General features: G+C 43.9%; 23 protein-coding genes. 7 read left to right on the top strand and 16 right to left on the bottom strand.

Annotated elements, in window-relative coordinates; all coding sequences use genetic code 11:
* Positions 1-2: 2 nt before the first annotated feature.
* The 8 genes from fecD to BUA59_RS06545 all read right to left on the bottom strand — a co-directional run bounded on the left by fecD (position 3) and on the right by BUA59_RS06545 (position 7,793).
* Positions 3-959 carry a Fe(3+) dicitrate ABC transporter permease subunit FecD gene (gene fecD, locus BUA59_RS06510; protein WP_072838909.1) on the bottom strand — a complete coding sequence of 319 codons (957 nt, stop codon included), beginning with the start codon at positions 957-959 and terminating at the stop codon, positions 3-5.
* Positions 959-1,960: an iron chelate uptake ABC transporter family permease subunit gene (locus tag BUA59_RS06515; protein ID WP_072838910.1), complete on the bottom strand. Its 1,002-nt coding sequence runs from the start codon at positions 1,958-1,960 to the stop codon at positions 959-961. The genes fecD and BUA59_RS06515 overlap by 1 nt, the downstream gene beginning before the upstream one ends.
* Positions 1,957-2,877 carry a Fe(3+) dicitrate ABC transporter substrate-binding protein gene (locus BUA59_RS06520; RefSeq protein WP_072838911.1) on the bottom strand — a complete coding sequence of 307 codons (921 nt, stop codon included), beginning with the start codon at positions 2,875-2,877 and terminating at the stop codon, positions 1,957-1,959. Before BUA59_RS06520 ends, BUA59_RS06515 begins: the two co-directional genes overlap by 4 nt.
* 120 nt (positions 2,878-2,997) lie before the next feature.
* Positions 2,998-4,008 carry a gluconate operon transcriptional repressor GntR gene (gene gntR / locus BUA59_RS06525; RefSeq protein WP_342742470.1) on the bottom strand — a complete coding sequence of 337 codons (1,011 nt, stop codon included), beginning with the start codon at positions 4,006-4,008 and terminating at the stop codon, positions 2,998-3,000.
* A 182-nt stretch (positions 4,009-4,190) separates the two neighbouring features.
* Positions 4,191-4,682 (bottom strand): gluconokinase, encoded by a 492-nt coding sequence (locus tag BUA59_RS06530; protein ID WP_072838912.1) that lies wholly within the window; start codon positions 4,680-4,682, stop codon positions 4,191-4,193.
* A gap of 86 nt (positions 4,683-4,768) precedes the next feature.
* The gene (locus BUA59_RS06535) at positions 4,769-6,085 is read right to left on the bottom strand and encodes a TRAP transporter large permease (protein ID WP_072838913.1); all 1,317 of its coding nucleotides are present in this window, start codon (positions 6,083-6,085) and stop codon (positions 4,769-4,771) included.
* The gene (locus BUA59_RS06540; RefSeq protein ID WP_048813902.1) at positions 6,078-6,635 is read right to left on the bottom strand and encodes a TRAP transporter small permease subunit; all 558 of its coding nucleotides are present in this window, start codon (positions 6,633-6,635) and stop codon (positions 6,078-6,080) included. The genes BUA59_RS06535 and BUA59_RS06540 overlap by 8 nt, the downstream gene beginning before the upstream one ends.
* 141 nt (positions 6,636-6,776) lie before the next feature.
* Positions 6,777-7,793, bottom strand: coding sequence for a TRAP transporter substrate-binding protein (locus BUA59_RS06545; protein WP_072838914.1), 1,017 nt, complete (start codon positions 7,791-7,793; stop codon positions 6,777-6,779).
* Between the two features lie 394 nt (positions 7,794-8,187).
* Between BUA59_RS06545 and BUA59_RS06550 the strand changes: the two genes are divergently transcribed.
* Both BUA59_RS06550 and BUA59_RS06555 read left to right on the top strand, forming a co-directional pair.
* The gene (locus BUA59_RS06550; RefSeq protein ID WP_072838915.1) at positions 8,188-10,065 is read left to right on the top strand and encodes a DUF294 nucleotidyltransferase-like domain-containing protein; all 1,878 of its coding nucleotides are present in this window, start codon (positions 8,188-8,190) and stop codon (positions 10,063-10,065) included.
* The gene (locus tag BUA59_RS06555; RefSeq protein WP_072838916.1) at positions 10,066-10,728 is read left to right on the top strand and encodes a 3'-5' exonuclease; all 663 of its coding nucleotides are present in this window, start codon (positions 10,066-10,068) and stop codon (positions 10,726-10,728) included.
* 156 nt (positions 10,729-10,884) lie between these two features.
* On the opposite strand, the gene BUA59_RS06560 is transcribed toward BUA59_RS06555, so the two are convergent.
* Positions 10,885-11,634: an SDR family NAD(P)-dependent oxidoreductase gene (locus tag BUA59_RS06560; protein ID WP_072838917.1), complete on the bottom strand. Its 750-nt coding sequence runs from the start codon at positions 11,632-11,634 to the stop codon at positions 10,885-10,887.
* 114 nt (positions 11,635-11,748) lie between these two features.
* Here BUA59_RS06560 and BUA59_RS06565 point away from each other — a divergent pair, with 114 nt between their 5' ends.
* Positions 11,749-12,171: an Rrf2 family transcriptional regulator gene (locus BUA59_RS06565; protein ID WP_072838918.1), complete on the top strand. Its 423-nt coding sequence runs from the start codon at positions 11,749-11,751 to the stop codon at positions 12,169-12,171.
* Positions 12,172-12,459: 288 nt separating this feature from the next.
* Here the strand turns inward: BUA59_RS06565 and BUA59_RS06575 are convergent, their stop codons facing one another.
* The 4 genes from BUA59_RS06575 to BUA59_RS06590 all read right to left on the bottom strand — a co-directional run bounded on the left by BUA59_RS06575 (position 12,460) and on the right by BUA59_RS06590 (position 16,633).
* The gene (locus BUA59_RS06575; protein WP_072838919.1) at positions 12,460-13,263 is read right to left on the bottom strand and encodes a UDP-2,3-diacylglucosamine diphosphatase; all 804 of its coding nucleotides are present in this window, start codon (positions 13,261-13,263) and stop codon (positions 12,460-12,462) included.
* A gap of 76 nt (positions 13,264-13,339) precedes the next feature.
* Positions 13,340-15,124 (bottom strand): GGDEF domain-containing protein, encoded by a 1,785-nt coding sequence (locus BUA59_RS06580; protein ID WP_072838920.1) that lies wholly within the window; start codon positions 15,122-15,124, stop codon positions 13,340-13,342.
* A 325-nt stretch (positions 15,125-15,449) separates the two neighbouring features.
* Entirely contained in the window at positions 15,450-15,635 is a 186-nt protein-coding gene (locus tag BUA59_RS06585) for an RSP_7527 family protein (protein WP_072838921.1), read from the bottom strand.
* A 107-nt stretch (positions 15,636-15,742) separates the two neighbouring features.
* Positions 15,743-16,633 (bottom strand): helix-turn-helix domain-containing protein, encoded by an 891-nt coding sequence (locus BUA59_RS06590; protein WP_072838922.1) that lies wholly within the window; start codon positions 16,631-16,633, stop codon positions 15,743-15,745.
* Between the two features lie 297 nt (positions 16,634-16,930).
* Between BUA59_RS06590 and pobA the strand changes: the two genes are divergently transcribed.
* Positions 16,931-18,133 carry a 4-hydroxybenzoate 3-monooxygenase gene (gene pobA / locus BUA59_RS06595; RefSeq protein ID WP_072838923.1) on the top strand — a complete coding sequence of 401 codons (1,203 nt, stop codon included), beginning with the start codon at positions 16,931-16,933 and terminating at the stop codon, positions 18,131-18,133.
* 86 nt (positions 18,134-18,219) lie between these two features.
* Here the strand turns inward: pobA and BUA59_RS06600 are convergent, their stop codons facing one another.
* The gene (locus tag BUA59_RS06600) at positions 18,220-18,552 is read right to left on the bottom strand and encodes a PBPRA1643 family SWIM/SEC-C metal-binding motif protein (RefSeq protein ID WP_072838924.1); all 333 of its coding nucleotides are present in this window, start codon (positions 18,550-18,552) and stop codon (positions 18,220-18,222) included.
* A 679-nt stretch (positions 18,553-19,231) separates the two neighbouring features.
* On the opposite strand from BUA59_RS06600, the gene BUA59_RS06605 reads away from it, so the two are divergent.
* Genes BUA59_RS06605 through BUA59_RS06615 form a run of 3 tightly spaced genes read left to right on the top strand, consistent with a single transcriptional unit; the run spans position 19,232 to position 22,103 of the window.
* Positions 19,232-20,263, top strand: a complete 1,032-nt coding sequence (locus BUA59_RS06605) for a TRAP transporter substrate-binding protein (protein ID WP_072838925.1) — start codon at positions 19,232-19,234, stop codon at positions 20,261-20,263.
* Positions 20,264-20,310: 47 nt separating this feature from the next.
* The gene (locus BUA59_RS06610; protein WP_072838926.1) at positions 20,311-20,820 is read left to right on the top strand and encodes a TRAP transporter small permease; all 510 of its coding nucleotides are present in this window, start codon (positions 20,311-20,313) and stop codon (positions 20,818-20,820) included.
* The gene (locus tag BUA59_RS06615; protein ID WP_072838927.1) at positions 20,817-22,103 is read left to right on the top strand and encodes a TRAP transporter large permease; all 1,287 of its coding nucleotides are present in this window, start codon (positions 20,817-20,819) and stop codon (positions 22,101-22,103) included. The genes BUA59_RS06610 and BUA59_RS06615 overlap by 4 nt, the downstream gene beginning before the upstream one ends.
* 80 nt (positions 22,104-22,183) lie before the next feature.
* Here BUA59_RS06615 and BUA59_RS06620 read toward each other — a convergent pair whose 3' ends face one another.
* Positions 22,184-23,212, bottom strand: a complete 1,029-nt coding sequence (locus tag BUA59_RS06620; RefSeq protein ID WP_072838928.1) for an LPP20 family lipoprotein — start codon at positions 23,210-23,212, stop codon at positions 22,184-22,186.
* A 2-nt stretch (positions 23,213-23,214) separates the two neighbouring features.
* A complete protein-coding gene (locus tag BUA59_RS06625) occupies positions 23,215-23,841 on the bottom strand; it encodes a penicillin-binding protein activator LpoB (RefSeq protein WP_175550753.1) in 627 nt (208 codons plus the stop codon).
* Between the last annotated feature and the right edge of the window lie 25 nt (positions 23,842-23,866).

The raw sequence follows: 23,866 nt of genomic DNA on the forward strand, positions 1-23,866 counted from the left end.
AATCATTTCGTCCTAAGGAGTAGCCAAAGAAAATACGGCGCACCAATAATGGCGGTCATAATACCGGCGGGTAATTCAATAGGTGGATCAATGGTACGAGCCACAAGATCGGCAAGCAGCAACAAAATCGCGCCAACTAGCATGGTGGAAGGTAAGAGTATTTGATGGCGTCCACCGACCAATTTACGCGTTAAATGCGGGGCCACTAAGCCTAAAAATCCGATAGGACCACAAATCGCGACACAAGAAGCTGTCAGTCCAACGGCAATCGCCAAAGACGCTAAACGCAGTTTGTTGGCCTTGATACCAAGACTAATGGCACTGTCGTCGCCGAGGTGGATTAGGTTCAGAGGTTTAGCCAGCCAAAGCGCAAAAGGAATGAGCAGCAACCAAGGCAATAACATAGAAAGCTGATTCCAGCCGCGCCCCCATAAACTACCCGTTAACCACAACAGAGCGTTGTTTATTTCCAGCGGTTTAACCAGCATCAGAAAGTCTATACAGCTGGCGTATAACGCCGCCAATGCCACACCGGTAATCGCCAGTTTAATGGTGCTGCTATGTTGACCACACAGCCACCACAACATTAACGCAGCGATCAAACTCCCGATTAGCGCAACAGCTGGTAACCAGCGAATATCGGCATCAGGGAAAAATGTCATATAAAACACAGCTGCCAATCCAGCGCCATGACTGACGCCAAGCACATCGGGTGACGCTAATGGATTGCGAATCACACCCTGCACCAAGGCGCCAGCAAGTGCCATCATAGCGCCAACTAACATGGCGAGAATGGTACGAGGAAAACGGTATTCATGAACGGTGAAGTAGTTGGCATTGCCGACCTGAAACCCTTCAAGAATGCTTTTAAAGGGAATGGAAACGGCGCCAAACATCAGATTAGCGATCAACAATCCTAACAAGGCAAGTAGTAAAATAGGCAGCGAGCGCGTGGCCATTATAAGGTTCTCTTGCGGACGAGATAGATGAAAAATGGTGCGCCGATCAAGGCTAAAATAGCGCCAGCGGGCGTTTCTGCCGGATAAATAATAGCTCGACTGACGGTATCGGATAGGACGACTAAGCAAGCGCCCAGCATCATAGCAATGGGTAAGAACTTACGATGATCTTGTCCTGCTAGCATTCTTGCCATATGAGGAACCAGTAGCCCGACAAAGCCAATCGCACCCACACTACTGATGGCGCTTCCAACCAACAGTAAAACTAAAAAGCTGCCGCCTAATTTTACCCACATGAGCGAGACACCAAGGTTTCGCGCATTGTCGTCACCAAGTTGCAATAGATTGAGCGTTGGGGCAATCAGCATAGCGCCCAATAAACCAATCACACAAACTGGCCAGAAGGAATCAAAGGTTTGCCATCTAGCATCAGTCAAACTGCCAGCTAGCCAAGTAAGTACGCCTGCGGCTTGATCTTCTGCGATGATAATGACGGCTTTGGTTAAGGCCGCGCACAGAGCAGAAATAGCGACGCCAGCCAACACCAATCGGCCGTGCTCATTGCCACCGCGCCATGCACTACCAAGTAACATGACGAACGCCCAAGCAATACCACCACCAATGATGGCTGCGACCGAAGAACCGAGTAGACCAAACCAAGGTGCAATAGTGGAAACAGTCGCCATGCCAAGCGCAGCGCCCGCATTGATGCCTAAAACCGAAGGCGAGGCGAGAGGGTTTTGTGTCAGTCCTTGCATGATGACGCCCGCAGCGGCGAGATTGGCACCCACCATAATCCCGATCAGGACTCTAGGCAGCCTTAAATCATGAACAATATGCTGAGCAATACTTTCCTTATCCATATTATATAAAGCGTGTAGAGCATCCATTGGTGTAATCGTGATCACGGACCAACTAAATAAGCTGGTCCATGAACATACCAATAAAAGCAGCAGCAATATTAGACATTGGCCGACAAAAGGCAGGCGTATTGAGATCATTTGTTCGCGTTAAAGACCTTAATAAGATCTTGCCCCATGGTTTCAGCGGAAATAATGCCGCGGCAACGAGACCAAGTATTAGGGTTAACCGAATAAATATGATGATTTTTAGCGGCTTTTAAGACAGACCAAAGCGGTTCGTTTTTCCACTTGTCGACAATGCTTGGGGTAACGTAATTGCCGACAATAAAGTAGTCAGGATTCACTGCAAGAAACTGTTCTAAACTGGTTTGACGATAGGCATCGTCGCTTCGGCCTGTGTTAGCATTTTTTAAACCTAAGGCGCGAATGACTCCGCCAGCATAGGAATCGGCGGTATGCAGAAACAGCGCGTCATCACGGGCAACACCAAATTGAACTTCTTTGCCTTCTGGTAATTGTTTAGCAAAATCAGCCATTATTTGAGCATGCTTCTTTAAGCGCGCTTGCATTTCTTTGTCTTTGCCAATGGCTTTGCCAATTATGGCTGTGGCGTGAAGGTTCTCTTCATAGGTAGCTCGGCGCGAAGGCAGGATTAATGTCGGTGCTATCTTTTGTAGGTCAGCATAAACCCCTTCATGACGAGAAATATCAGCAATGATGAGATCAGGTTTTAGCGCAGAAATAGTTTCAAGGCTGGGTTGAGAGCGAGTGCCAACCGAAGTCCAATCGCCAATTTCTTTGCGAATCTCTTTTAGAATACGTTCTGGATCTTTGTCATCAGCAATACCAACAGGGCTGACGCCAACGGCCGCCAATGCATCTACAAAGGAAAGCTCCAAAACTACGATACGTTTCGGAACGTAATCTATGCTAAACGTGCCTTTGCTGTCTTCTACACTATTTTTAATGCTGTCTTGTGTCGAAGAAACGGCTTGAACAGAAAGAGATGAACTGAGTAAGAGAGTGGAGAGGGCAATCGACAGCAAGCGCTTCATAAAACAGCCTTTGAGAGGTTAAGAAAACGCGATAATGATAACACTTCTCAGTAGTATTTGAAGTGCTTTCAACGTTTATTGCTGCTTTAAATAGCGCTCTTTATGCTGTGTTGCGGACTTTTAGACACTTTCGCCCGCTTCTATTTTGAACGGTAAATCAATGATTCTTTGTGAAACAGGATTCCCTTGTAAGCGAGATAGTAAATGTTCTGCAGCGAGACGTCCCATTTCTTCACGAGGTGTGATCACGGTAGTGAGTAAGGGAACCATGGCGCGAGAAATATCATGGCCATGAAAACCGGCGATGCCGATGTCTTGTGGAACTTTAATTCCCGCTTTTTGGCAAGCGTAGAGAGCACCGATAGCCAAGTCATCGTTGGTGCAAAAAATACCATCGGTATCCGGTTGCTGCTGTAGTGCGTCTTTTAGAAAAGTCGCGCCAAGTGTAAAGGATGACGCGCTATTAGTTTTTAAGCACAAAGGCGTTAAGCCATTGTCGAGCATAGCTGTTTCGTAACCCTTGATTTTAAAGAGTGTCCGTTGGTCCATTCGGGCAGCGAAATAGACTATTTTTCGTCGGCCTTTTTTGATCATAAACTCTGTCATCGCATAAGCGGCGGCTTCGTTGTCTATGCCGATAGCTTGTTCGATTGGCGGCGAGACTGAGTCCATAATTTCGATCACCGGTATACCCGCGACAGCAAGCATCTTTCTCACGCGTTCTGTGTGATAGCTCTCGGAAATGATTAACCCATCGACACTGTAAGACAAAAGCGTGGCAATACGAGATTCTTCGGCTTCTTTGCTGTAACCATAGTGAGCTAGCATGGTTTGATAACCAGCGGGTTCTACTACGGACTCGATGCCGCGGATGACTTCGGCGAATACTTGGTTGGTCAAAGAGGGCAATAAAACGCCAATCGCATGGCTCTTTGATTTGGATAAAATATCGGGTGCTCGGTTTGGTATGTAGCCTAGGTCTTCCAATGCTTCAGCTATCTTAGTTTGTAGCGGAGCTGAGACTTGATCTGGATTTCTAAGAAAACGACTCACGGTCATTTTGGTCACGCCAACTAAGTCAGCAACATCTTGAAGAGTAGGACGCTTGTTTTTCATGTTCGGACTTTTCATACCAGTGACGTATCCATGTTTTGTTACAAGTAACATTATCATAAGCCATTCATGGCTAGAAACAAAAAATTAGCTGTTAGTGGAGCAGGTGTTAATTAAAATAGGATTTATGTTGAAAGTGAGTATTTACTTATTTATTTATGAAAGAGGCACAACTTTATGGTTGTGCCTCTTGCTTGCATTTATTTATTCGCTAAAAGCGTAAGCGCTTCATTTAAGACAGCGTCGGCATCTTGGGAAATGTCGATTACCAGCGCTTCGTCTTCTGTTGGTTCAATCAAGGTGGCAAACTGACTTTCTAGCATTTCTCGACCATTAAAATAATGACCGTCGCGCTTTTGGTGGCGCTGCCAAATAGTATCGATATTACCTTTTAGGTAGATCATGGTGACATCATCTAGACCATGACGCAGCATGGTGCGATATTCTGGTTTTAATCCAGAGCAGGCAATTACTGCCGTAGGGTTGTCCGTCAATATGCTATTAAGTGTCGCCAACCAATCCTTGCGGTCTTCATCAGTCAGCGGCGTGCCTTGGCGCATCTTGTCTACATTGGCTTGACAGTGAAAGTCGTCACCATCAAAAAATTGATAGCCTAGTTTGTCCGCGATGCTTTTGCCTATTAAAGATTTACCTGACCCTGATACGCCTAATACTACAATTTTCTTTGTCATCTTCTTAAGTCCTTATCGCCTTGCTGTTGTCAGCAAGGCAGCAGTGTCGTTCAAAAAGCCGTGTTGAACGGCATGGTCTCAATGGGTTATTTCCACCAAAGGGCCAGCTCAGGGAAGAATATGACCAAGCCCAGAACAAACACCTGTAAGCCAATGAAAGGCATTAGAGAGCTAAATATTTCGCCAAGACTAATGTCTTTTGGTGCCACAGACTTAAGATAAAACGCCGCAGGACCAAACGGTGGTGATAGGAAAGACACCTGCATGTTCAAACAGAACACCACACCAAACCAGATAGGATCCAAACCAAGTCCGGTAATGATAGGTACGAAGATTGGCATGGTTAATAGCGCAACACCGACCCAATCCAAGAACATACCGAGTACAAGCAAGATGATCATCATGATCATGATGGTGCCCATCACACTGCCGCCGCTTAGGGCAAGAATGGTTTCTTCAACGAAGTCGATACCACCCATTAGGTTGTAAACGCCCACTAGAGCCGTTGCACCAATACCGATCCAGATGATCATGCCACATGTGCTCATGGTGGCTTTGGCGCTGTCTTTTAACATGGCGAAATTCAGTTCACCACGAATCGCCGCACTGATGATGATGCCGACAACACCGAGTGCAGATGCTTCAGTAACAGAAGCCACACCGGTATAAATACTGCCGAGTACCATCATTACGGTAAGCAATGGGAACAACAGCGCTTTTAAATAGTTGACGTCTTTGTCCGCTGCCAGCTCTTCTTCGCTAGGTAGTGGCGCGTATTCAGGGTGAAGACGACAGATGATCAACACGTAAGCCATGTAAGCGAAGGCAAGAATAAACGCAGGCAAGAAAGCCGCTTTAAACAAGTCGCCAATTGATACGCTGGCCGTTAAGCCGTAGATAATCAAAACGATACTTGGTGGTAGCATGGTGCCTAACGCACCGCCGGCACAAGTTACACCTATGGCCAGTTTGCGGTTATAGCCAAGACGCAACATTTGCGGTAAAGCCAAGATGCCAAGTAGCACGGTTTCACCACCGATAACGCCAGACATAGAAGCTAAAACGATAGCAACCAATAACGTCTGTACAGCAACACCGCCACGTAGTTTGCGACCAAAGACCTTCATCGCATCAAATAGATCTCGGGCGATACCGGACCTATCTAATAAGGCGGCCATGAGAACAAACATCGGTACAGCAAGAAACACATAGCTGCCAACGAAGCTGTACAAACGGCTGGTGATCAGCGGCAAAGCGCCAACTCCAAACCAACCGATTGCAAAAATAAGCGCTACTAACGCGGTAACAAAGGCTAATTGCATGCCCGTTAGCAGTAATAAAATCATAGAACCGAGCATGAGTAGGCTGCCGTAGCCTATGCCCATAGTGGATAAATCAAACATCTTTGCGTTTCCTTAAACCATTTAATTCTTGTATTAGGTGCAAGAAAAACTGCACAAACATGATACATAAGGTGGCGAAAATCATGCCTTTAACTAAGGCAGGGAAAACGGGATCCCAAGCGGATCCAGATGTTTCTAAACGTAGATCACCAAAGGGTGTGAACCATGAGTCCTGAACCATCTGATAAGCAGCCCAGCTAAGTAAACTGGTAAACATAAGGCCCATAATGTGATGAAAAACATTCAACCAGCGACGAGTTGTGTCTGAAACAATGTCGTAGATCAGCACCACACGAACGTGTTTGTTGATGGCCAAGGCATAAATGCCGCCATAAACGAACAAACATCCACCTAGAAATGAGGCGGTTTCGTGAACCCAAATGGTTGGTGCGTTGAATATGTAACGCATCAAAACTTCGTAAAAAGAAATGCCAACGGTAAAGATAAACAGCAAACTGATGAGATTACCGAACCAGTAGATCAGACGATCTAGGGCGTTTCTCGGCTGTTCAGAACTGTCCAGTGTCTGTGGATGAATTTCGTCTTTCATGATCATTATCCAATGAAAAATAAGCGCTATAACAATTTGGGGTGTATAGCGCCTATCTTGCAGGTTTAAAAGCAACTATAAGCATTGGGTTTGTTTTGATGTCATGTGTTTCGACTCAGCGAACACATGACATCAAAAAGCTTATAGAAGGCCGTTTGCTTCTAGGTACGTTGTAATAGAGTCATAGACTTTCTGCGCATTGGCAGAGCCTTTCGCGAACTCTTTCCATTGTGTACGAGCAATAGCACGGAATTTTTTACGTTCCTCTTCAGACCAGTCATGAATAGTGATGTTTGGATCTGCTTTCGCAGCTTTTACTGCCGCTTGGTCAGCAATACGTAGTTGCGTTGTCATGTCTTCTGCAAAGTCACGAACCGAAACCGTTAGGATTGCTTGAATGTCAGCTGGCAGTTTGTCCCATTTTTTCAAGTTCATTGAAATATCGATCAATGGCAAAGAATGGAAGCCTGGTTGAACTGGGTGTGTCGCAATGTCGTTCATGCCTGCTTTCTGGTTAGTCGAGAAAACAGTGTAGTCAGCTGCATCGATAACGCCTTTGCTTAGACCTGTGAACACTTCAGAACCTGGTAGGTTTACTGGTGCTGCGCCCGCTGCTGCGAATACGCGTTGTACTAAACCTTCAGGCGCACGGATCTTCAGACCTTTTAAATCTGCAACGCTGTCTAGTGGAACGCGAGAAACCAAAGATTCAACGCCAGTCGTAGAACCGCCAATGAATTTCACGCCGTAAGGTGCGTAAAGCTCATTCATTAGTTCGTAACCACCACCGTAGTTAACGTATTGCAGAAGTTGCTGAGTGTTTGACCAAGCGCCTACAGTATTACCAATCAAGCCAAAAGCCGGATCTTTTCCAGAGAAGAATTCAGTCGCGGTAATTTGGCCATCCAAGATGCCCATTTTAATACCGTCTAGTGTTTCTGTGTGTTTGAAGATACTGCCAACAGGAAGCAAGTCGATATGAACTCGGCCACCAGTCATTGTTTCGACGCGTTGAGTCCATTCTTTTTGAACTTGGAAGTTTTTGTCGCCAGCTGGGTCAGAAGATTGGAACTTAAAGTTGTAATCCGCTGCAATCGCTGAAGTCGATAGAATACCGGCCGTAGCGGCAGTCAATAACGTGGTAGTGAACTTATTCATGGTATTGCTTCCCATTATTTTTTTTTGAAAGAACCGCTTTGTTAGTAGCAGTTTTTAGGAATAGTGCTTTTAGTTACGATGAATGTTACCGGTAACTAAGGTGTGATGTTACCGATAACATTTTAGGTTAGTCAAGCCTTTGTCGACAAAATTTTATTGAGAAATGATAGATGATTGATATGCAAAGAAATCTTATTCAAGACGGGTGGAGACCTTTCCTAGACATTCAATATAGATATAGGCTTTATATAAGTTCTAGGTTTATGTCCTAGACATTGGTCTAAGAAACGTTTTGTTGTCTAAGATAAAAGTGCACACTCTTGATAGCTAACTTCGTCTGTAAAAAAAACTTCGTCTGCAAAAAACTTCGGCTGCAAAAAAAGAGAATAATAAAATGGCTGCGATAGATATTCCTGAAGTCCATAAGTTCATTGAAACGATTCCTCCCTTTTCGAGTTTAAATCTGCTTGAGCGCAGGCAATTACTGATGGGCGTCTCTATGCTGTACGTTCGCCAGGGGCAGACTTTGACCTTAAAAAATGAAGCGGCGACCGTGCATTTGATTCGTCGTGGTGCTTGTGAAATCCGCACTCCCAAAGGTGGGTTGGTGGATCAAATTGCCGACGGTGAATGCTTTGGTATATCTAGCCTTATGGCGCAAAATCCAGATGGATTGCAAGTGGTCGCCATGGAAGACAGCTTGGTGTATCGCTTCGACAAAATTCGTTTCAAGGAAACGCTGGAAAAGAGCGAAGCTTTTGAACTCTTCTTTGAACACACGAGGCACAATCGGTTACGCAAACTTTCTCGTAGTCAAAGTAATGAATTAGCCTCGCCTGCCTTGCAATTATCGACACCTGTTTCACACATAATGACGCGACAATTGATCCAAGCTTCCCCAGAAGAAAGTGTTCAAACTATTGCCATGCGCATGACCGAAGCGCGAGTCAGCTCGATTCTGGTGGTGGAAGATGAAAAGCTGTCTGGCATAGTCACGGATCGAGATTTACGTTCGCGTATTTTGGCTTTGGGCGGCTCGGCTGATTCTTTGGTAAAAGATGTGATGACTCGGGATCCTGTTAGCCTCAGGCCAGACGCCTTGGTGATGCAGGCGCAAACCTTAATGAGTGAAAGCAATATTCACCATTTGCCCATCGTTGATGAAGAGCAAAGAGCCGTTGGCATGTTAACCGCCGCAGATTTACTTCGACATCAAGAACTCAGTCCTTTGTTATTGATCAATCAGATTCATCGTCAACAATCCATCGAAGATTTAGCCCGTGTTTGCAAACAATGGCCGACTTTGATTATGAATCTGATTGTGACCGATATGAAACCCGCCGACGTGGGCAAAGTACTAGCGACCGTGAGTGATAACCTGACGCGCCGTGTCATTGAGCTGGCGCTGGATAAATTCGGCCCAGCCCCGATGGCATTTCAGTTTTTAGTGTTTGGTTCGCAAGCAAGGCGAGATCAATCTTTGGGCAGCGACCAAGATAACGGCTTGATGCTAGAACGCGAACCTACGGCAGAAGAAAGCCAGTATTTTGCTGAACTATCTGAATTCATCTGCCAAGGTTTGGGGCTTTGTGGTATTCGTCTTTGCCCCGGCAATATTATGGCGAGTAATCCTGAATGGCGCAGAACGACAGTCGGTTGGCAGCAAGTCTTTTCCACTTGGATAAAAAGCAGTGCGCCCAGTGCCTTGCTTCACGCTAGCATTTTTTTCGACATTCGTTGTGTGTATGACACGGGGACTAGGCAAGGTGATGCGGTTAACAATTTGATCACAGCCATGCAGTTAGAGGTGAGCAAAAACAGCGTATTTTTGGCGACTTTAACGCGCACTGCTTTAGCAAGCAAACCACCATTGGGCTTCTTCCGTCATTTTGTATTGGAATCATCTGGTGAGCACAAAAATCAATTGGATTTGAAGCACCAAGGTTTGGCCTTGATCAATGATTTAGCTCGCTTGTATGGCTTGTCATGCAAGACCTATCGAGCTGGTACCTTGGATAGAATCGAGCAAGCCATTCGAGAAAAGCTCATTAGTGTCGATACCGCTCGAAACCTCATGGACGCATGGGACAAACTCAATGGCTTGCGATTAGAAGCTCAAGGACGTCACTGGCAAGCAACCGGAAAAGCCAGCGCTTACTTGGATCCGAAAGACTTGAGTTCGTTAGAGCGCAAACATCTGAAAACGACGTTTAGCATAATCAGTGATGTACAAGACGTGGCGCAGCAGCGGTTTTTAAGAGGGTACAGCTAGATGTCGTTTGCGTTAATGCAAAAACTCAGTGCGTGGCACGTGTCGCGGCAATCCGTTAAACGTGCCTGGTCAGAATGGGATTATCTCGTATTGGATATCGAAACTTCAGGGTTAGATCCAAAACAAGACCATATCGTCAGCTTTGGTTGGGTGTGCATTCACAAAGGCGTGATTGAACTGGATACAGCACGGCATATTGTGTTGGATAGCGCACAAATTGGTGACAGCGTTGGCATTCACATGATTACCGACTCGGATGTTCAGCAGCAAGGCAAAAAACAAGAAAGCGTACTGCGTTACTTGCGGCATCTACTACGCGAACGCGTCTTGGTTATGCACCACGCGCCAATGGAACTGGGCTTTTTAAAACAAGCTTGGCAAACCGAAGCATTACCGACATTCTCTGCCAACTGGTTAGACACGCTCGCCATTGAACGCACCAAAGCCAATCGATCCCAGCAACCTATTCAAGACGGCGGCTTTCGCCTTGGCGCCTGCCGAGAACGCTACGGATTACCAGAATACCAAGGACACGACGCCCTAACCGACGCCTTAGCTACCGCAGAATTACTACTCGCACAAATCGCCTACCAAGGCAGAGACTGCCGACTACACGACTTAAACCAATTGGGTGGCGGGCGAGTGAGGTTCACAACGCGTTAGTTGTTTTAAATACATTACTCCGTGAATTACATGAATGGGTCTTTAAGGGGCAAAGTTTTAAAGCCTTAAAGGGGCGGGTGAAAAATTCACCTTATTTTTCACCCGCCCCTAAAAGTTAAATACTGTGCTTTGCACGGTATTGCGAGAAGCTTATATTTAGGCTGTCCATCCACCGCTGATATCTAAAACGGCGCCAGTGATCTTGCTTGCTTTGGGGCCTGAAAGAAAGCTAACCGCCGATGCGACATCTTCAATTTCAATCGTTTTTGGAATAGCTTTCATGTTCAGAAGGATGTCAGGTACGTCTTCTATCCCTGCTTGCATATCTGTAAGCATGATGCCCGGCTGTATTACATTTACTGTAATTTTGCGTGCACCCAGATCTCTCGCTGCTCCCTTTGAATAGCCTACAATCGCTGCTTTTGTCGCTGCATATTCTGTAACACCAGGGACACCAACATGTGTCGCTAGCCCTGTGCCAATTGAAATGATGCGGCCACCATGACTCATTTTTTGTGACGCTGCTCGAATTGTAGAAATCACGCCCAAAACGTTAACTTGCCACATACGATCCCAAGCTTGAGTGTCGGCGTTTGGATCATCAATTTTGCTGCCTTGATTAGCAAGTCCAGCATTGTTAACCAAAATATCTAGCTTACCGAATTCTTGTATCACTCGTTTAACAAGAAGAGGCGCAGCATTTGTGTCACCCTGATCACTTTGTACCGCCAATCCACGCTGCCCAAGTTTTTCAATCTTACTGACTACCTCTTGTGCCTTTTGAGCAGATTGATTGTATGTGATTACAACATCTGCCCCTGCTTCTGCTAGCTCTAATGCGATAGCAACGCCTAGACCTCTAGATCCACCTGTTACCAATGCAACTTTTCCAGTTAGATTTTTCATTTATTTGCCTTTAATGTTAGTTTAGGAATAGCATTTAAGGGTAGGGTAGTACTATTTACTTTTAAATGCTATTATTAAATTAACATTTAAATGAAGTATGGATATATTGACTATATGGTTGATTACAGGTTTTCAACTTCGCTACACATTATGTTGGCGCTTGCATATATGTCTCATCGAGACCCAGAAAGGCTTGTGTCTTCAAGCGAACTGGCTAGTAGCACTAAAAGTAATCCCACAATGATTCGTCAGCTGCTAGTCCCGCTGAATGAAGCTGGTTTAATCAAAACTTACAGAGGGAAGAGTGGTGGTGTTACTTTAGCGAAAGAGGCAAAAGATGTATCGCTGAAGCAGATATATGAGGCTTCTTTCAGTTCAAAGCTTATGTTGAGCAGGGGGATGGGGAATGAAGATTGTCCAATAGGTTCTAACATTCACTGTGTATTCGATAATGTGTTGGGTGGAATGGAAGACGTACTGATGACGCATTTAGAAGGCCAAAATTTGGCCGAGTTATTGAAGTCGTTTATCAAATGAGTGCACTTATTCTAGCCATTAGTGGAAATGGGGGTAGATGAAAAAATAGCCATTTAGTAGTGTGGATGTGGTGCTTGTGGGTAGCGGAATTTACACACGAGAGATAGCAAAAAACCGAGAAATATTAGATAGGTTATCACTCAACCCTGCTAATCAACTTGTGTGCGTTCAATGCTCAGAGGGTTAAAGGGGCCAGATCCCTTAAAAATAAGTGTTTGTTAATTTTCTCAATCCAGCTGGTGTTTAAGAGATCTGACCTCTTTAAACATGGATTGTTTTGCCTTATCTCTAACTTCTAGAAGGTAATGGCGATAATCCCCAATCTTCTTCTTTTGGTTCAGTAGCTAAGACTCTTGGGTTTTCCGACCAATGTATCAGGCTCATTTCCCCTGCGGTGGATTCTGTTAGTGCCGTGCAGTGTTCAACCCAGTCCCCATCGTTACAATAGAGAACATCGTCTTTGATGCGAAATGAAGCGAAGTGAATGTGTCCGCAGATGTAGCCATCGACTTTGTGGTTTTTAGCGGATTTTAGTGCGGCGGTTTCAAAGCGATCGATAAACTCTTTTGCCTTGCTGATATGGCTTTTTAAGTAGCCCGCCAATGACCAGTAAGGCAAGCCAACAAGGCGTCTCACGCCGTTGATCCATTGATTCAGCGACAACATGAGTCCGTGGGCTTTATCGCCAATGGCGAGCATGAGAGGGCTGATTTTCACCATTTGATCGAATTCATCGCCGTGGCTGACATAAAAGGTTCGGCCGTTGGCAGTTTTATGGCGAGCGTTGAGTTTTATCTCAATCCCAGAAAGCGTCTGGCCGGCGAATTGGCGGAAAAACGCATCATGATTTCCCGGAATATAAATGACCTTGGTACCGGACTTTGCCATAGCGAGAATGCGTTCGACCACTTGATGATGAGCATCGACAAAATAAGCACGATGACGCATTTCTTGTAGGTCGATAATATCTCCGACTAGATACAAGGTATCGGTTTTGATGCTTTGCAAAAAATCCAATAAATGCAACGCTTGGCAGGCTTTGGTGCCTAGATGAACGTCGGAAATAAATACGGATCGAAATGTGGTCTGCATAAGCGCCTCCTCTAGGGTCTATCTTAAAGATAAGGTGCTTATGTGACTGAGTTGTGAGGGCTTTGTGACAGTTAGGTCACAATACGCTTTCGCTTATTACCTCATCAGTATGTGTCGTTATATAAGGCTGCAGGTAAATATGATTGCCGCCTTGTTGCTTGGCCGATTTTTTTGCTTGAGCCGCTAGTTCTGCCACTTGGTGATGATTGGTACATTGTTTTGGGTTAGGGTGAACGACGCCAATAGCGAGGCTTAGAATTGGATGGAACATGGTATCGCCTTGGCGATTTTTCGTCCAAACACCACCTTCTTGTAAGGTGTCTGCAGAATAAAAACCTCTAACTTGTTGTTCGAAGATTTCTAAAATGTTGTCGCATTGTTGTCGCCAATCTTGGTCGCCAAAGATCACTACAAAATCATCGCCACCAATATGCCCAATAAAATTATTATCGGGATTAACCTGATTTTTGATTAAAGAACCAACCAGCTGAATCACTTCATCGCCTATCGAATAGCCGAAGAAGTCATTAAATGGTTTAAAGTCATTTAAATCAAAATACGCCACGTAGAAGTTTTCGTTGGCTAATAAACGACGGCTGACTTCTCGATGAATCGGGACATTACCGGGCAATAAGGTTAGTGGATTGGAGTAGGTGGCATTTTGTATTTTTAGCTCGGTAATACGTTTTAATAGATCTCTTAGATGACCTGTGCCGATAAACTTGCCTTCTCGGACCACAATAATTTCGTTGTTAAGTGTGTCGGCTTCTTGGTTGGTCATCAAGGTGGAAACACTAGATAAGCTGACATTACTTTCGACAATTAGTACATCACTGCTGAGTAAATTGGTAACCGGTTTATGTTCGTACAAAGCGCGTCCATAAGGTGTAGAAAAAAGCTCATGCAGCTGATGTCTGCGAACCACACCGACAGGCTCGTTGTTGTGGTTTAGTACGGGAATAGCCACTAAGTCTGGTTGCTTTTTAAAGCATTGGGATGCGTCTTCTAATAAGCTGTTTTCTTGCAAGCTTGGTGTAGGACGACACAGTGTTTGTACTGTTTCTGCATGATCCACTTGGAATTGCGAACGTCGCTGAGCTTGTTTTACCAGATAGGGATGAGTCGAAAAAGTAGGGTTTTCCACAGGACGCCCAAGAAAATAGCCTTGTCCTAGCGTGACGCCAATTTCAATGAGTTGGTCGAGTTCTTGCTGTGTTTCTATGCCTTCTGCAATGAGTATGCAATTTAGTCGCTGAGCAATGGTCAGAATCGAGCGGACAAACTCTCGTTTGATTTCGTCTTTGTCGATTCCTTTAATGAAATGTTTATCGACTTTGACTATGTCTGGCTGCAATTCAGACCAAAGCTGAAGGCCAGAATAACCGACACCAAGGTCATCAATGGCAACTTGAAAGCCCATTTTACGATAATGATCGACACTACTGCGCGGCAAGCCATTATGGTCGTATGGATGCTGTTCAGAAAGCTCGATGACAATGTCTTTTTGATCCAATCCCAGCTCATTTAAAATCGCCAATGTCATACCAGACTGGTGATCTGGTGACCCCAATAAAGAGGCGCTAACGTTCAAAAATAAGCGGCCTTTTAATTCGAGTTTGGCGAATTTTGATAGGGCTTTTTCACGGCAAAGTAACTCTAGTTTATGAAGTTTTCCTTCTTGCTGAGCCAGTGTAAATAATGGATCTGGAGAAAAAAGCGTGGAATTCATTGGGCCACGAGAAAGTGCTTCATGCCCATATATTTCACCATTACTTAAATCGTAAATAGGTTGGAAGTATGGTGTGATTAATCCATTCGAAAGGATTTTCTCAAGTAGAGCATTATTGTCTATTTGGCTCATTTTCTCTCAGATACGTCTAGGTTAAAAAGGTGGCTAGAGCGATATTTTATGTCAAATTTATGACACTTTGATGACTTGGGTTGAGATGAAAATGCTTTGCTAAGGGAGGTGTTATCTAGACAAAAATTGAAGCCTTTTAAGGCTCTTTGTGAAGAGAAGCCCGTTACCGGATCGATTTCTTATTCTTGCCTTTCGATCATCGGGAACATTGGGTTCTTTATCGTCGTGCTTTATTTGCTTTTATAACGGCTGTTGATTTATTAGCGACAACAACGGAAATAAACCAGTCAAATACAGATGACGTAAAAGCTTTGTACTGAAAATATTAGTGCTGTGGTTGAGCTGATTTTAATGTACGGCCAGCAGTCAATTTTGCAAAGAATGCTTTAATGCTTGCTACGGCTTTTTTAGTTAATTCTGCGTAGTATGCACGACGCAATTCGTAAGCTTTTTCTACATAGTAATCAGCATCAAGGTTACCGAAAGCATCATATTTAAGATCGTTTTTCATAGTGATTCTCCTAAAAAAGTTCAGTCATATTTGACACTTGTTATTCTAGGTTCTGACCAATCATTCAGCAAACGATCAATTTTCAGCTAATAGGTTAGAAAAATTCATCAAATGGATGGTTGATTGCTGAGGACTCTAAACTTCCCTGGTGGAATACCTGTGGATCGTTTGAAAAAACGCGAAAAATACCCCGGATCTTTAAAGCCTAAGTCGTAACTGATCTCCTCTACAGAACGTGCTGTATAGATAAGACTGCGCTTTGCTTCTAATAAAACGCGATCGTGAATTAAGTCTAATACGCTTTGGTTAAAGGTGGTTTTACTGAGCCTATTTAAGCGGCTGGTGGAGGAGCCTAACGCATCGGCATACTGATTGCTGCTCCAATGCTCTCGGTAGTGTTTTTCGATCAGTTCTTTGAGTTGATGTGCATGACTGTTTTCTGTTTTGTTGGTGACATTGCTCTCGCCGTTAACATGTTGGCGATGGAGCAGCAGCAAAATAGCTTTTATCAAGTATTCACTCATTAAAGCGCGACCTTCGCGTATAAACGAAGACTCACTTTCAAGCTGCTGAATGAGCGGCCAAAGCTCAGAGAACATATTGCGGTGGCCATTAAAGTCTATATAACAAGCCTGACTAAGCAATGGCTGGATAAATTTCGCTGCCTTTTCTTTGTAGGCATCTTCAAGCAAAGGCTCGGCGATACTGATGACTCGTCCATCGGTATCGGGTGCAAAACGAAAACCATGTACGACGCCAGCGGGAACAATAATCGCCCATGCACCTTGTAGCTTGTGTTGTTGCTCGTCGAGCTGAACTTTTACTTCACCAGATTTTAAAATCAGAATTTGAAAAAGCTGAGCGTGCCGATGAGGGTTGATTTTCCAGCCTAAGTCACCGCTGCGAGATTCTATGTCTTCAATATGAAAAAACTCTGGGTCATTTATCCAGCTGGATTCGCCATAAAGTCCAAAGTGAGGAATGTTAGATTTCTGCATGTCGCTCTTCTTAATTTTTTATAAGTTACACAAATGTACTTTTTTAGTTGTTTGTTTCTATGAGTCTAAAATGTACAAATAGACGTATATTTATAGGTTTTTATAAGCGAAAAGTGCCATAAAGTCATTTTAAATCGTGTTTTGGCTGCTAATTTAAAAAATCACCCATGATCAAAAAGTACAATTTTTTGATCATAAATTACCTAACGTATTATCCATTTATCTTCCATTATGTTGTCACTAGCACGTTGATCACTGAATCAACGTCGAGAAAATAACAATAAATCGGAGAGAAAGATGAAAACACAAGTAGCGATTATTGGTGCAGGTCCATCGGGTCTATTACTTGGACAATTGTTGGCAAAGCAAGGGATCGACAATGTCATTATTGAACGCGTTTCTGGTGAGTACATTCTAGGTCGAATTCGTGCAGGCGTGCTTGAACAAGGTATGACAGATTTACTGCGTGAAGCCGGTGTTGGTGAGCGCATGGATCGTGAAGGCCAAGTGCATCATGGTGTTGAGTTAGCGTTTAATAACAAACGTGTAAAGATTGAATTAGAAAAACTCACTGGTGGCAGTACTGTGATGGTGTATGGACAAACAGAAGTGACCCGTGATTTGATGGAAGCCCGCGACGAAGCTGGTTTAACCACGTATTACGAATCGAGTAATGTGGCTTTACATGACGTGAAAAGCGACGCTCCCTACGTGACTTTTGAGCACAACGGTGAAACACACAGGTTGGATTGTGATTACATTGCAGGCTGCGATGGTTTCCATGGTGTATCACGTCAAACCATTCCTGAATCTTCTCGCAAAGAGTTTGAGCGTGTTTATCCATTCGGTTGGTTAGGGGTTTTGTCTGACACGCCACCAGTAAACCCAGAGTTGATTTATTGTAAGACAGATCGTGGTTTTGCCATGACAAGTATGCGCTCTGAAACGAGATCGCGTTATTACCTTCAAGTGCCTTTGACTGACAAAGTCGAAGATTGGAGTGATGATGATTTCTGGACAGAGCTAAAACGCCGTCTTCCAGACGATGTGGCTGAAAAACTAGTGACAGGGCCTAGTATCGAAAAGAGCATCGCGCCACTACGCTCGTTTGTTTGTGAGCCAATGCAATATGGTAATTTGTTTCTTGTTGGCGACGCCGCGCATATCGTTCCGCCAACGGGGGCGAAAGGTTTGAATCTGGCGGCTTCTGACGTAGCAACTTTGTATAAAGTAATGACTCGTGTTTACAAAGAAGGTGATAAAGAGTGCATCTCTCAGTATTCCGACATTTGTTTGCGTCGTGTTTGGCATGGAGAGCGTTTTTCATGGTGGATGACTAATATGTTGCACGACTTTGGTCAGGCCGATGAGCATGATAATGACGCTGCAACCCATGGTAAATTTATGAGTTCGGAGTTGAATTTTTACACGGATAATGAAGAAGGGCGCCGTATTATTGCTATGCAATATGTTGGTTTGCCGTATGAAGATCTGGTTTAAGTGATAAGCACGGTCTTGTAGTAAAAAATAGCGGCACGTAATCTTTATTACGGCCGCTTTTTCGTTTTATAAAGGGCTTGACTAGCTTAGCCGCAACACTTTTTGTATTTCTTATTGCTGCCACATGGACATGGGTCGTTACGTTGTGGTGCTTTTTCAACAATTTGAGGCACAGGTTTGTTAAGGGCTACGTCTAAAGGTGTAATGTCCTCAGGCATCTCACTGTCAATGCGAATCTCTGCAAATAAGCCGTTAGCGGCCAATATAGCGTTTATTTCATGCTCACGCTCGGCACTTTGTACTTGCAAAATTAGCGGGTTTTCTTCGCTTCCAGATTTCACTTTAGGCTTAGGCTGATAATTGCCTAGGTTATGCTTGCCCATGATATCGGGTCTACCACGATAAAAGAATTTTGACACAGGTGTTCCTAATGATATGTAAAACCACTCACAGCGAGTGGCTCAATGCAGCGCATTCTAACAGAATTTAGAGTAGTTAGCGCGTATCTTTAATGTCGCCAAATAGCGTGTTTTCGCGTCGAGGTGAATTATTTTTTGTTGAGTATTTCCGGTGTTATGACCTTGTATAAAGTGATGAACCGTCTACAAAAAAAGATGGCCAAAATGTATCTCGACGTATTCAAATATTGGTATACGCCAAGTAAGACTAACGTGATTTTCATGGTGGTAATTAGGCAACCTATGAAGAGTTTATGAGTTTGAACTGAACTTCTACACAGACACTGAAGCGGCTCGTCGTATCATCGCTATGCAATACATTGTTTTACCGTACAAAGATCTATCCTGAGTCATAAAAAACGAATGAGTCTCATCAAAAATGAAAGTAATTTTTCTTGATGAGATATTTTTTTAAAAATAAATTTTATTTATAAATATCAATTATATAGATGTTTTTTATGTTTTTTTTTAATAAATTTAATGAGTGTGTATTTTTATAAAATACGGTTGTTCTATCTAATTTTTCAATGCCTTTCCTTCATAATCAATTACCTTTCTGAACAGTAGATTGCTAATCTGTTTTTTGATTAGTCAGTTTTTAAAAACTGAATACAATAATAAATCTACTTTGGAGTCGAACATGATAAAAATAATAAAGCACGCTGCCATAACGGTCGTTGCTGCTTCCGCTATTGTAAGTGCTCAGGCAAATGCATCGGCAGAATATACATTGCGTTTCAGCCACTTCTTTCCTGAATTATCAGACCCAAGCCAAAAACTATTTATAAAATGGGCTGAGGCAGTTGAAGCAGAATCTAACGGACGTATCGACGTTCAGATGTATCCTTCTAGTACATTGGCAAAACCACCAGCTCAGTATGATGCCGTGAAGAATAGCATTGCAGATGTGACCGTGACCGTTCAAGGCTACACAGCAAATCGTTTTCCGCTAACACAAATTGTTGAATTACCTGGTGTGTCGCAGAATGCAGCTCAAGGCTCTTGTGTTGTGCAGTCTTTGTACGATGAAGGCCTTATTTCTAATGAATACAGCCAAACCAAACCGCTATTTTTATTTACTCATGGACCAGGTGGTCTTCATACCACAAATAAAGAAATCAAAGTTCCTCAAGATTTAGAAGGCTTACGTATCCGTCGTCCAACTGCGGTGGTTGCAAAGTTGCTTGAAGGTCTAGGTGCGCAACCTGTTGGTATGCCGGCGCCAGATGCTTATCAGTCCGCACAGCGCGGTGTAATTGATGGTGTTGCCTTACCGTGGGAAGGTGAATACACGTTCCGTCTAAATGAACTAACGCCTTATCACACTGAAGTTGGTGGTCTTTATACATTGGCTTTTGTCATGACGATAAATAAGTCTTTCTATAATCGTCTGCCTGCAGACCTTAAAAAAGTCATTGATCATAACTCTGGTATGGAGTGGTCTAAAAAAGCCGCTACCGTATTTGATGATTTAGATGCGAAAGGCCGTGCTCAAGCGATCGAAATGGGTCATAAAATTACTGTAATCGAAGATGGTGCTGAGAATCCATTGTGGAAGCCTGTTCTTTATCAAGCGACTGAAGAGTATTTGGATGAGCTGCAGAAGAAAGGTCTACCTTCTTACAAGGTCTATGCACGTGCAGTTGAGCTGTCCAAAACAGCGTGTAAATAAAAGCTGTTTAGATATTTAAGCAAAGTAGTGGTAGTTGGAGAGAGTTAATGAAAGCAATAGCTCGAATAATAGAGCGTATCACGCATGGAATGCACTTACTGGGCGGTTTTTTCTTAATCGCTATGATGGTGGTTACCTTGTTTGATGTTTTCACTCGAGGTTTGTTTACTATAACGGACGGTGCCGTGGACTGGACCATTCTTGGTGGCATTGAGATGGTGAAATACAGTCTGTTGTTTACAGTACTCTTCATTCTGCCGCATTCGGTCAGCCGTTCGCAGGTCATTGTTGACCTGTTTACGGAGCGACTATCAAGCAAAGCAAAAAATAGATTAGAAGCTGTTTATATTCTTTGTTTTGGTTTAATGGGAGTCGGCATGAGCTATGGCTTTTATCATTTGGTAGAAGAAGCGGCGATGAGCTATGAAACGACCCAAGATCTATTGATTCCATTGACGTATTTTTATGCGGTGGCTTGTTTTGCGACTGCTATGCTAGCTGTTTCCGCAGTGGCGTACACGTCTCGACTATTATTTTGTGAGAAGGCTGAGTCATGAGTACTTCAATGATTGGTATGGTTTGCATTGCGGCCATGTTGTTGTTAATTGCGCTACGAGCGCCTGTTGCTTTAACGATGGCATTAGCTGGTTTTGTTGGTTTTGGTTGGATTGTAGCTTTTGATCCAGCGGTTTCTATTCTTGCTAGTGGTCCATTTGAAACTTTGTCAAATTACAGTTTTAGTCCTATTCCCATGTTTATTCTTATGGGGGTGTTCGCTTCAAAGTCGGGGATGTCGCAAGAACTGTTCCAAGGCGCGCGAGCTATGTTTGGTAGCTGGCGTGGCGGGATGGGATTGGCTGCGGTAACTTCGTGCGGTATTTTTTCAGCTATTTCTGGTTCCTCTATGGCAACTGCAGCGAGTATGTCGCGAGTGGCTTTACCTGAAATGGAAAAGAACGGTTATGCACCAACATTAGCAACAGGAGTGTTAGCGGCGGGTGGAACATTAGGTATCATGATACCGCCTTCTATCGCTCTGTTATTATATGCTTTGATTACCGAGCAATCTGTCGGAGCTATGTTTATTGCAGGTGTGATTCCTGGGTTACTTGGATTGGTGATGTATGGACTTACTGTCGCTGTTTTAGTTACTGTCTTTCCAAATATAGCTCAACCAGGTAAGGCGACAACGTTAAAAGAAAAGTTCTTGGGGCTTAAAGGCTTAGTTCCTTTTACCGGTGTTTTTGTATTCATTATCGGCGGTATTTATACTGGATGGTTTACGCCGACTGAAGCATCTGCAGTGGGGGCTGGGGCAACGTTGTCTATCGCTCTGGTACGAGGTATGCGCTTCGCACAATTTAAAGAAGCAGTTGGCGAAACCCTGATTATGTCTGCAATGATTTTCTTTATGATCATTGGTGCGGAGATTTTTGGCTACTTCCTTTCAGTGTCACGCATTTCTTTTGCTTTGGTTGAGTATGTTGATAGCCTTCATTTAGGACCTTATATGGTTCTATTCTGTGTCTTGATTTTGTTTATGCTGCTAGGTTGCGTTATGGACAGTATTGCGATGCTGTTGTTGACTGTTCCAGTAGTGTATCCACTGATTGAGGCTGCAGGTTTTGATCCTATTTGGTTTGGTATCGTCGCTGTTATTACCGTGGAACTTGGCTTAATTACGCCGCCCGTTGGTATGAATGTCTTCGTTATTAAATCCGTTGCCCCGCATATTTCTATTGGAGATATGTACAAAGGGGTGATGCCATTTGTTATCTCTGACTTACTGCGTCTAGCGCTTATTGTGGCCTTCCCAGTATTGGCTGTTGGCTTGCTATAGACGGTGTTTGAATAAAAAACGGCTCAAAATTGAGCCGTTTTTTATGTCGCTTTAGTTGTCTTATTCAATGAATAAATATACTAGTCTAAACGTGTTAACCAAGTAAACATGGCTTCAATCGCTTGGTTTGACCAGTTATTAGTTGCCTGTTCTTGAGCCTTATTAAGGCTTTTAGCAATGCCTCTCGCGCTAACTGTCCAAGAAGCAAGACGTGAACCTGTCGGGTCGATGAGTTCCAATGTGCCGTCTTCAAATACATAAAAACGTCCATCTTGGATTTCATGGTGTTGCGCTGTTCGACTGTTGAGCTTGAATAAAGATCCTGCTTTTGGTGTCAGGCCAAAATGCGATAGAGCACTTGCTAGGCTATCTGCTTGTTTGGTTGAGGAGACATCAAAGCCATAGCTACTCAGTGCTAGATTTAGCCGCTGTTCTACGTCTTGAATGTCTGCGTTGGCTTTACCAGCTACTGTACGTGCGGTTGAATACAGGCTGAGCTCATCTTCGTAGGACTTACGCTGGGCAAAATACGGGATAAGCTGCATATAGGTTTGCCAGTCTTGCGGTGCCGGATATTTATCTTCTGTTTTAGTCAACGATGCTGCCAGCTTGCGGATTATGTCATCCGTATCATTAATAGCGATTTTTAGCTTGGCGACAATTCGACTACGATCAATAGATTGCAGCGCATAGACGTAGTTTTTACCGGCAAAGCGTTGCTCATTGATGGCTTGTTCTAGTTCGATAGGTGAGGTTGTTACTTGCGTATAGGCTGTTTGTGTTTTTGAAACTTGCTCTCCACCTTGCCCAGATCGCACTTGAGTGTCTTGTGTATTAATCTGACTTACTTGAGTACGAAGCTGCTGAGCAATTTGAACATTGCCGTTTTGTTCGGCTTGAGTAAACGCTAAGGCAATGTTTTCTATGCGCGCTGCGCTACCGACACCATACAAGTGCGTGCTGTCCTGTGGCGGAGATGATACCCAATTAGGCATACTCTCCGTTGTTTGACCCGATTGGGTATTAGAGCCCAAACACCCAGTTAAACTGAGTAATAGACCCGTCACCATCATCAAGCTGAATGGTATGGGCAAAACAGAGAGTTTCATGGTTAGAAAAAGCCTTTGTCAGCCAATTTTTTGATTTTCTTCTGACCGTTCCAAACTTCGCGGTTGGTGGTCATATCAATCAATTTAAGGTCAACTTGGTAGAAGCTCACACGTTGGTCGCCATTGGAATCAACAATGGAGTTGATGGAGCCAGATAGAGCGAAACCAGCGCCTTGCTCTAGGCCAAATTTAGCAACGGTATCTGGTGCTGCATTAAGTTCTTGTTCTTCTCGTTCACTACGGACGTCATCCCGTTCAGCACCTGAGACAACAAAATCGACTTTGCCGGCACGTAATAAGCTGCGTTTGATGTCATTAATGAAGGTATCTACGGGAATATGTTCAGATGTCTTGTTGCGGATGCTCTGTACAATGACGGTTGGATTACCTTTCTTGTTGAAGTTGTAATCACGGAACCATGGGAAGGTCAGCATATCGCTCATCATTTCTTCTGCCACTAGACGTGAGTCGGTGTCATTCCAACGGTCAGACAGCATAACGTCTTCGTTTGTGTCTATGCGCTTTACGCTGCCTGAACAAGCCGTTAATAACACGGCCATAAATAGAGTGAACATGCTCTTCCAAGATAGGGAAGCCCATTTAGACTGTGTTAGTTTATTAATGTGCATACTATTTTCCTTACGTCCGTTTTAG

The sequence above is a fragment of the Marinomonas polaris DSM 16579 genome, assembly GCF_900129155.1.
In the GTDB taxonomy this organism is placed as follows: Bacteria; Pseudomonadota; Gammaproteobacteria; order Pseudomonadales; family Marinomonadaceae; genus Marinomonas; species Marinomonas polaris.